9 protein-coding genes are annotated in these 8,947 nt (G+C 48.4%); 4 read left to right on the forward strand and 5 right to left on the reverse strand.

Annotation, left to right across the window (positions count from 1 at the left end; translation table 11 throughout):
* Window positions 1-62: 62 nt before the first annotated feature.
* The 5 genes from F454_RS0112525 to ppnP form a co-directional block, all read right to left on the reverse strand.
* Complete coding sequence (locus F454_RS0112525; RefSeq protein ID WP_018971005.1) at window positions 63-536, reverse strand: dihydrofolate reductase; 474 nt, start codon at window positions 534-536, stop codon at window positions 63-65.
* 211 nt (window positions 537-747) lie between these two features.
* Window positions 748-1,734 (reverse strand): hypothetical protein, encoded by a 987-nt coding sequence (locus F454_RS0112530; protein WP_018971006.1) that lies wholly within the window; start codon window positions 1,732-1,734, stop codon window positions 748-750.
* A complete protein-coding gene (locus F454_RS0112535; protein WP_018971007.1) occupies window positions 1,731-2,219 on the reverse strand; it encodes a hypothetical protein in 489 nt (162 codons plus the stop codon). The genes F454_RS0112530 and F454_RS0112535 overlap by 4 nt, the downstream gene beginning before the upstream one ends.
* A 15-nt stretch (window positions 2,220-2,234) precedes the next feature.
* Entirely contained in the window at window positions 2,235-3,170 is a 936-nt protein-coding gene (locus F454_RS0112540; protein WP_018971008.1) for a hypothetical protein, read from the reverse strand.
* A 374-nt stretch (window positions 3,171-3,544) separates the two neighbouring features.
* Complete coding sequence (ppnP, locus tag F454_RS0112545) at window positions 3,545-3,859, reverse strand: pyrimidine/purine nucleoside phosphorylase (protein ID WP_018971009.1); 315 nt, start codon at window positions 3,857-3,859, stop codon at window positions 3,545-3,547.
* Between the two features lie 97 nt (window positions 3,860-3,956).
* On the opposite strand from ppnP, the gene F454_RS0112550 reads away from it, so the two are divergent.
* The 4 genes from F454_RS0112550 to F454_RS0112565 all read left to right on the forward strand — a co-directional run bounded on the left by F454_RS0112550 (window position 3,957) and on the right by F454_RS0112565 (window position 8,681).
* Complete coding sequence (locus tag F454_RS0112550; protein WP_018971010.1) at window positions 3,957-5,135, forward strand: hypothetical protein; 1,179 nt, start codon at window positions 3,957-3,959, stop codon at window positions 5,133-5,135.
* Window positions 5,136-5,247: 112 nt separating this feature from the next.
* The gene (gene typA, locus F454_RS0112555) at window positions 5,248-7,065 is read left to right on the forward strand and encodes a translational GTPase TypA (RefSeq protein ID WP_018971011.1); all 1,818 of its coding nucleotides are present in this window, start codon (window positions 5,248-5,250) and stop codon (window positions 7,063-7,065) included.
* Between the two features lie 276 nt (window positions 7,066-7,341).
* Window positions 7,342-7,671, forward strand: a complete 330-nt coding sequence (locus tag F454_RS16425; RefSeq protein WP_156817279.1) for a hypothetical protein — start codon at window positions 7,342-7,344, stop codon at window positions 7,669-7,671.
* Between the two features lie 329 nt (window positions 7,672-8,000).
* Window positions 8,001-8,681 carry a hypothetical protein gene (locus F454_RS0112565; RefSeq protein ID WP_156817280.1) on the forward strand — a complete coding sequence of 227 codons (681 nt, stop codon included), beginning with the start codon at window positions 8,001-8,003 and terminating at the stop codon, window positions 8,679-8,681.
* The last annotated feature ends 266 nt before the right edge of the window (window positions 8,682-8,947 follow it).

An 8,947-nucleotide genomic window follows, 5' to 3' on the forward strand; every position in this document is an offset into this window, starting at 1 on the left:
AAAAGCCACTCAGGCGCGATGACCTGAGTGGCTTGAGAAAGGTAAACTAGGGTAGCAGTAAACTACTTGGTATAGAGCCTGAGTTCGAAGTCGGTGAAGCTTTCTAGTACTTCGTAGCCCTTGAAGTGGTGTTCGAACTCGGGGAACTGGGTGTCGCCCTCGTATTCTTTGAAGACGGCGGAGACGTAGAGCTCTTGGATCTGTGGGAGGAAGAGTTGGTAGATCTCTGAGCCGCCGATGATGAAAAGTTCGGGGTGTTGCAGTTCAAGCGCGCCTAGCTCTTCGGGGCTGTGGATGACGTCGACGCCTTCGGCGCTCCAGTTGGAGTCGCGGGTGATGACGATGTTTTGGCGTTTTGGAAGTGGTCTGCCGATGGATTCGAAGGTTTTACGACCCATGACGATTGGGTGGCCGCTGGTGGTTCGTTTAAAGACTTGTAGGTCTTCGGGGAGGTGCCAGGGAAGGTCATTGCCTTTTCCAATGATGCGCTGTGGGGTCATGGCGACCATGGCTTTGAGTGTGTAGGCGGTAGGCATGTACTAAGGATGCCAAGTCCAGCTGAGGGTGCAAGCTCAGGCTGGGAAAAAGAAGTGAAGTGCTGAGGCCTGTCCGTGTGGTGTCAGAGAAGTCCTGGAGGATCGCGGTTTTAAAACCACACGCGCCGCGCTTCCATTTCTTCTCTGATACCAGCCTAGCGAAAAAGGGACAGGCGCTCAGCAGGTATGTGTAGGATATTCTATAGTGTGGTTAGTTCGATGTGCTGATTCTGGATCTTACGTTGATGCTGGTTTGATAGTTGAAGCTGACTTGGTCGACGACTTCCTCGCCCCAGGCTGTGGATGTGTGGACCCATTGTAGGGTCCATTCACCTCCTGAGTCCAGGTAGCCATTATTGAGTGAGGTGGCTCCTAGCGACTCAGGTGTCATCAATTCGTCTTTTGGGTTGATGAATGTAGCGCCACATTCGATCGCTTTGTAGTTGCTTGGATTGTCGGATTTGAAGAGGCGCACTTGCATGGTGGCTTGTGGGTAGACATTGGCCACGTCGAACTGCACGCTAGGTAGACTGCTGTATGTTTCCCCCTCTTCGATGCCGCTGATGCTTCCAGAGTGCTTGGGTAGAATAAGAACCTCTTGGTTGGCAAATTCGTCGTTGTAGCTCTCAGTTCCATTATTCTCCACTAAGCTAAATGTGACGGTGCCGTGCAGTGACTCGGCTGTCTCGCCGGAGAAGAGGCTCATGGGTGAGTAGCTCTTTTCCTTAGCTGAGGTGTTTTGTGTGATGTTTTCATCGAAGACCTTTCCCCCTGTCGTTTGGTAAACGAGGATCGCGGAGTTGAGGCGTGTGTCTTCGACCGCCTGTAGGTTTTTCACTGAGTAGGTGACATAGAATGGTTTGTCGGCCCGTGTCCTCGGGATACCAGTGGCGGTGCTGTCGCTGACGATGGCGATCTCAGCCTGGGGTGCAGAGGCATAGACTGTCTTGGTATCGAGGATGTAGCTATCTGATGGATCTTCTATATTAATAGAGACTAACTCGAACACTGCTTTGTGCTGTATCGGGCGCTCACTGGTGACCGAGAATCGATCGTCGACATCATGGGTGAGTGAGATTCCATCTTGGTCGCCGGTATCGGTGTAATGCGTCTCGTAAATCATGTCTGTGTATTCTGCCAGCGTGGGGGTGGCGAGTGAGCAGAGCAAGGTGTGGCATAGGAATCTGGCGCGAATCATAGCTCCTCGTTGTTCTCGGTTACTTCGCTCAGCCACGCTTTAGCGGATACGCCAATGGGCTTGTTGCCATGGGTGGCAATCACGATTTTGTTGAGTGACTGGAGGTGCTCTAGCATTTCCGGTGTGAATTGCGTCTTCCCTAATGCGAGGTCGAAACTGACGGGGTGCGTGATCAGCCAGTTGCTATTTTGAGCCATGAATTGATCGAGACGTACTAGTTTGCCATCTGTTTCGCCGTTTGTGATCACCTTATTCTGGAGTGAGTCTGGCACGTAAATGAGCGCTTTTTTGGGAATCATTAAGAGTTGCCCTCGATCCTGAATGAAGTCCATGCGTTGGTGGATGGGTACTTTAGGGCGTAGCTTGAGCGTGCTTTGCGCCGTGTTGTTGGGCTCTGCAGCAAGCAAATCGGATGCGTAGATGTAGCAGAAAGCGCTGGCCAAAGTCGCCAATCCTACTCCTTGTACTTGGGTAAGTGTGTTCATGCTTTTTGGTCCTTTCTAATCGTTATTTCTACTTTTTCGGGACTTGTCCTTCGGCTTGCCGCCACCGGCATTACCACAGCCATAGTTGGTGTCGTATTCCGAGTAGTCGTGATCCACGATGGACTCATCTTTACTGTATTCTCGGTTGCTTTGGCTGTTGTCCTCGTCTGACTCTGGGGCATCAATATTGAGCTCGGTAGAGCCACCATTGATGTGATCGTCTACTTCGCCTTTGGCAGAACCGACACCGGTTTCGAGGTCGGTGAAGCGGACGAGAACGATGGAGTCCTGCATGTCGTAACCGCGGCTACTTTGATCGGTGTGGGTTAGCTCAGCTGCGTAAATCATGTCTAAGGCGCCAAGGGTGAGCTTGCCATCATTGGTGTAAGGTAGCATGTATTCTTCGGCTGAAGTCGCTAGAGTGTCCGAGCTCGGATTCTTTGGTGGTTCGTCTCCATCGAGAAAAATTTCGATCTCATCTGAGTACTGGTAGCGCCATTGGTCATAGCCAATGTAGCGTGATCGGAATTCGATCGTGGTGCCGGGTTTGGCCACGCGTTCGATGAGGACTTCGGTCACATCGACGGCGGCTCCTGGGCCAGTGAAGATGTGTTCCCACGGGCCGCCATTGAAGCGAATTTCGCTCGTGGAGCTATACTCTTTGCCTGAGGAATCCGTGATGCCTGTTCCGATCATACTGACCTTGACGAGAAGGTCTTTCTTTACAACGACCACCTCAGAACTGGTGCCACCACCATCGTCAATATCGATGACGTCGGTGATTGTTTGAGGATGGGTGATATCCCATGTGAGGGTGGAATGATCGCCTACGTAGACGATTTCATTCTGGATGTGTAGCTTGCCGATGGGTATGGCAGGCTCTTGCGTTTGGGCGCTTAGGCTGATGGCCGGGGAGATAGCCAGCGCCGGTAGTATATTTTTGATACTCATGATGTCTGATTCTTGTGTTGGTAGGGGAATTAGACATTCGGGGTACTGGTCTAGGTAAAGTACTCCGCATTTAGTCACTTAAGAAGATGATATTTCATAAACTGTCATACATGCGTATGATGTAATTGTTGGTGTTAGGAGATATCTCGACTTTTGAGTGTTTGAGCGAGCATGTTACCGTGTGCGTGTAATGCGCGCGTGGGAAAGTGGAGTGTTTGAATTGTGCGTAATTCGTCTACCTAACAAATTGAAGTCGGTTCATTTTTATTCACATATTGGTATTTATAGGTGGTGTGGAGGCACAAAAAAACCTAGGAGAGTGATCTCCTAGGTCGTCATTCTGGTGAGTTTGCTTTCTGTTGCAGGTATCTCGACTAGTCGATGTAGGAGCAGACGTATTGAGCAAGGCCTTCGGGGACTTCGATGGTGAATCCTGAGTTGGCAGCTACGTCAAAGTGTGAACCCGCTGCGTATTCTACGACAGTTTCAGTGCCGTCGAGAGTGACTTTGCAGGTGCCGTCGATGATTTCCATGCGTTCAGCCTTTTCGGTGCCGAAGTGGTAGGATCCGGGGAAGATCACGCCGAATGTCTTGGTGGTGCCGTCCGCGAGTGTGATGCCGTGGGATACGACTTTACCGTCGAAGTAGACGTTTGCTTTTGCTTGTGCAGTAACATTGTTAAATTCCATGTCGGCTATTTAGCTGGGCAATGGGGAAATGTGAAGTGAGAACTGGTGCCACATTTTTTCCTTTGAGTATTTCGGCCGTGATTGTTAGTACAAGGGCATGCGTATTTTAGCATCGATTGTATTGGCTATTGGGCTGGGAGCTAGCGCCGTGGCGTCGTCGTTCACCTTAGAAAATAAGAATGGTCAGCGCTATGAAGGGAAGGTGACGAAGATTCAGGGGCAGGTCGTGACGATCGTTGAAAACTCAGGACGGAAGCGGCCAGTACGCTACAGCAGTCTGAGTAGTGCTAGCCAGCAGCAGGTGCAGCAATGGGCACAGCGCCAGGGCGGCAGCATCGACTATGCTAGTTGGATTGCGACACCTGACTCGGCCTTCAGGAAATCTTGGCCAGGCACAATCTATCCACCAGTGAGCTCCGGAGCGCGTGCGGATTACCAGAAGTTTAAGAAGGGTCACTATGTGTATGAAAGTACGCACTTCCGCTTTATCTCAGACTCGAAGTTAGAAGTCACGGTGGTGAACAAGTTTGCCAAGCTATTTGAGAGCACACGTAATTTTCTAGTGAGCATGCCGGTGAATCCATCTTGCCAGTACATGGGGCGTGATGAGAAGTACCCGATTTATCTTTTTGGCACTTATTCTGATTACTTGCGAGCTGGCGGGGTGAATGGCTCGGCGGGTGTCTTTATCCCTCGTACGGGGAATATCATGGTACCATTGATTGCGCTAGGGGTGACCAAGCAAGGGAAGAAATGGGTGTTCGATAAGACGGCTTCGAATCGCACGCTTTCGCATGAGATTGTGCACCAGCTCACCGCCGGCGTTGACTTTGATGCGTGGTACATTGAGGGAAGTGCCGAGTATGTGGCGGCAACCAAGTACACCAATGGCACCTACCACGTGGCTGGCAATAAGAACCGATTGTTCAACTATGCGCGCGACAAAGATGGCCTATCTGATGGCACCGGGCGCAAGCTTGGTGGGCGCGTGAAAATGCAGCCGTTGGAGCAATTTATGACCCAGTCGTATGGGAGCTTCGGCCGCGAGGCCAACAAGAACTACGCCATGGGCATGTTGCTGGCGTATTACTTTTACCATGAAGATGGCCGCCGCGACGGGCTGGCGATCAAGGACTACATCAAGGCGCTTCAGCAGGGTCGTAGCAAGAAGGAGGCGCGCCAGAAATTGCTCAATGGGAGGACCTACGCTCAACTACAAGAAAACTTCCGTAAATTCTGTAGCTACAATGGTTTGGCGCTCGAGTTCTACAAATAAGCTCGGGTGATTTCGACCAATTATGCGCTGAACTGAGTTTGGCGTTGCAATTCGTCAGATTCTGGAGAATGTGCGTTCTTGCTCTGAGCAACCAACGAAAAGACACACAGCCATGACTGACAAGATTCGAAACATTGCGATTATTGCGCACGTTGACCACGGGAAGACCACGCTAGTTGATAAGCTATTGGAAGCCGGTGGCGCATACGGTGCTCACCAAGAGGTGACTGAACGCGCGATGGATTCCATGGACCTGGAAAAGGAAAAGGGAATCACGATCAAGTCCAAGAACACTTCGATTCACTGGAATGATCACACGATCAACATCATCGACACTCCTGGACACGCCGACTTCGGTGGTGAGGTAGAGCGTGTGATGAAAATGGTGGATGGTGTTTTCTTGGTAGTAGATGCCTATGAAGGACCACAGGCTCAGACCCGCTTTGTTCTCAAGAAGGCGCTCGCTGAAGGTTTGCACCCAATTGTGGTGGTCAATAAAGTGGACCGCGATTTTGCCCGTCCGGCAGAAGTGCGCGACATGGTATTGGAGCTTTTCCTCGACTTGGATGCTTCTGAAGAGCAGTTCGAAGCACCATTCTTTTATGGTTCTGCGAAGAATGGCTTCTTCGTGTCTGATCTCGAGAATGACGAACAAAAGGACATGCTCCCACTACTCCAGGGAATCATCGATAGCGTGCCAGCTCCTGAAGCGAAGGCTGAAGAACCCTTCCGCATGTTGGTATCCAACATTGATTGGGACAACTACGTGGGCCGTGTGGCCCTAGGTAAAGTTCTCTCTGGCCAAGTGCAGAAGGGTGACAACATCTGGCTGCACCGCAAAGATGGCACAAAGGTGCGTAGTAAGATCACTCGCGTGTTCGAATACGGTGCGAGTGCCTCTGATGAATCAGCATTGGCTGCCGCAGGTAACATTGTCGGGATTTCCGGTTTCGAGGACATCGATATTGGTGAGACTCTCTCACTTGAAGAAGGTGCAGAAACACTGCCATTCGTGAATATTGATCCACCAACGATCACCATGCAGTTCAGCATCAACAATGGACCTTTTGCTGGCCGTGATGGCAAGCACGTGACATCCCGTGCGATCCGCGAACGTCTCGAACGCGAGATTAAGACAAACATTTCTATTGAAGTTTCTGATGCCGAACAAGCTGGTGTTTTCAATGTGTCCGCACGTGGTGCGATGCAGATTGCCGTTCTCGTAGAGACGATGCGCCGCGAAGGTTTCGAACTATTGGTTTCACGCCCAAGCGTCATCACCAAGCGGATCGACGACAAGCTCATGGAGCCATTTGAGACCCTCTATGTGGAGTGTCCAGATGATGCGCTTGGCGGCGTGATGAAGACTCTAGCAAACCGTAAGGCACGCGTGGAAAACATGGGGACAAATGCTCATGGTGCGACTCTTGAAGCAACAGTTTCTACTCGCGGTATCATTGGCTTCGAATTCGAACTTCTCAACCTCACGAGTGGTCACGGCATCATGTCGCACCTTTTCAAGGAATACGCCCCACACTGTGGCGAGATTAGCACCCGTTCAACTGGTACTCTGATCTCTATGGCGACAGGCACAGCAATGCAGTACTCGCTTCTTCCTCTTGAAGATCGCGGTAAGCTCTTCATCGAGCCAGGTGATGAAGTGTACGAGGGGCAGATTATTGGTGAAAACCCACGTAAGGTGGATCTCGCTGTGAATCCAGTGAAGGAAAAAGCTCTCACCAACCACCGCTCAGCTGGTAAGGATAACACCACCACACTCGCGCCACCAATTAAGATGGGACTTGAGCGTTCAATCGAATACATCAATGCAGATGAACTCGTAGAAGCGACACCAAACTTCCTGCGCATTCGTAAGCGTGTTCTCGATCCAAACGAGCGCAAGCGCATGGAGCGAAAGTCCAAGGGCTAACCTCGAGCCAAGAAAGACACTTTAAACAAAAGGCCAGCTCATCCGTGAGCTGGCCTTTTTTGTCGTCATCGCAAGTTTCTTCAGAACGCGTCAACGAGAGGAGGCGGAGTCATTCGGTGTGGGTCTCCATAGAGCCTTGAACGAGATACAGGGTACTAGATAATCAAGAAATCGAATGCTCTATAGCTCAATCAAAGACGCTGAACTCCCCATAAATCCTCGATTGTTCTAATTTTAGTCTGTCTAGTTTATTTGGTTATAAGATATTGTGATGTGATGAATGGTAAAATAAATACTTCAGATGTTTCAAGGTTGGGAGTTAAGAATGCTTTGTGTGTTGTGACATTGATGGCTTTCGGTGGTTTTTTTAGTTATTTTTTTAATTCATATATATATGTATTCATTGCTTTTATTTTGGTTTTTATTGTGAGTGTTTACTTTTTTTATTTAATAAATAAGAAGCTAGAAGCAATTCCATGCCCTGATTGTTGTGGTACATTAGATGTTATGGAGGAACGTAAAACTTCTGATGGAAGTTTAATGTTTGTTTGTAATAAATGCGGTTCTAAGTATGAGTCTGATTATGTGCCTCATTCTGCATTCTAGTTGTTATGACATACATGCATACATCATACATGGTGCCAGGCTCAACATACATGAAAGGCCAGCTCATCCGTGAGCTGGCCTTTTTTGTCGTCATCGCAAGTTTCTTCAGAACGCGTCAACGAGAGGGGGCTGAGTCATTCGGTGTGGGTCTCCATAGAATCTTGAACGAGATACAGGGTACTAGATAATCAAGAAATCGAATGCTCTATAGCTCAATCAAAGACGCTGTACTCCTGATAAATCCTCGATTGTTCTAATTTTAGTCTTTCTAGTTTATTTTTGTATTTCAAACTACGATGATAGTGAGCATATTCCATTCTAAGTTACACATGAAAATTCATTTACTGACAGCAACCTTCGTTTTCTGGGCGATTGATAATGAGCTTAAAGCTACACCTGAAGAAGCTAAGGCTATCATTGTTGATGATAGTGAAGCGACTCAACTTTCAGCTTCATTCAAAGAGTATGCTTTTACCAAAAGTGGTAAAAAGGTAAAACTTTTCAGCGATGGAACCTGGACTATAGAAACACCTGAGACAACACCTAATTCTTCATTATCCTACTCTGATGAACAAGTACGAGTATCTTTCTCTTCAGCCAGGATCTTCAAATCAAAATATTCTGAATCGTTTTCAATTTTTTTAGAAGTGAAACCTAATACAGAGACTAAGTTTATAAGTTTTAGAACACATAGAGTATGGGGTTACACGGATGGTTCTGATCGAGGAGGTAGAAAACCGTATGGCTTTCGTGTTTCTGATAACTTTGGAAACTCTTTCAAGATCAAAAACATTCATCCCAGTTATATTGGTCACAGATCTGAAAAGCCGCTTCGGCCAAATGAAACTCAAGGATTTAGTATAAAAACAGTTAATGTCCCACTAGATGCAACCTCTTCAATTGAATTGGTAATCAACAAGAATACACTAGGGAACAGCAACACAATAAGATTTAGCATCCCCATGGATAAAGTTGAAAAACCTAAAAGCTCAGACTCAAAGTCAGACTGAGAAATAACTTATTTTGATCTTTCCTCGCATACACGCATACATCATGCATGGTGCCACACATAGTGCCAGGCTCAATACAGAGAATTAGATCGCGTTACTGATTGAGTGGGAGTAGTCTGTGAGTTGATGTCAGCGATTGCTGATATCTAACTCCCAGCCCCTCCTCCTCCCATGCGAATTCCCCGTAAGTATTTGTTATCGTGCCACCAAGACACTCAGGGTGGTATTTACCATTGTGTGACTCGTGCTGTTTGGCGCGAGTTTGT

The organism is Rubritalea marina DSM 17716 (genome assembly GCF_000378105.1).
GTDB classification, from domain to species: Bacteria; Verrucomicrobiota; Verrucomicrobiia; order Verrucomicrobiales; family Akkermansiaceae; genus Rubritalea; species Rubritalea marina.

What these genes read in the sequence shown, in the direction of transcription:
- F454_RS0112525 (WP_018971005.1), bottom strand. Translation starts at nt 536, where the DNA reads ATGCCTACCGCCTACACACTCAAAGCCATGGTCGCCATGACCCCACAG.
- F454_RS0112530 (WP_018971006.1), bottom strand. Translation starts at nt 1,734, where the DNA reads ATGATTCGCGCCAGATTCCTATGCCACACCTTGCTCTGCTCACTCGCC.
- F454_RS0112535 (WP_018971007.1), bottom strand. Translation starts at nt 2,219, where the DNA reads ATGAACACACTTACCCAAGTACAAGGAGTAGGATTGGCGACTTTGGCC.
- F454_RS0112540 (WP_018971008.1), bottom strand. Translation starts at nt 3,170, where the DNA reads ATGAGTATCAAAAATATACTACCGGCGCTGGCTATCTCCCCGGCCATC.
- ppnP (WP_018971009.1), bottom strand. Translation starts at nt 3,859, where the DNA reads ATGGAATTTAACAATGTTACTGCACAAGCAAAAGCAAACGTCTACTTC.
- F454_RS0112550 (WP_018971010.1), top strand. Translation starts at nt 3,957, where the DNA reads ATGCGTATTTTAGCATCGATTGTATTGGCTATTGGGCTGGGAGCTAGC.
- typA (WP_018971011.1), top strand. Translation starts at nt 5,248, where the DNA reads ATGACTGACAAGATTCGAAACATTGCGATTATTGCGCACGTTGACCAC.
- F454_RS16425 (WP_156817279.1), top strand. Translation starts at nt 7,342, where the DNA reads ATGAATGGTAAAATAAATACTTCAGATGTTTCAAGGTTGGGAGTTAAG.
- F454_RS0112565 (WP_156817280.1), top strand. Translation starts at nt 8,001, where the DNA reads ATGAAAATTCATTTACTGACAGCAACCTTCGTTTTCTGGGCGATTGAT.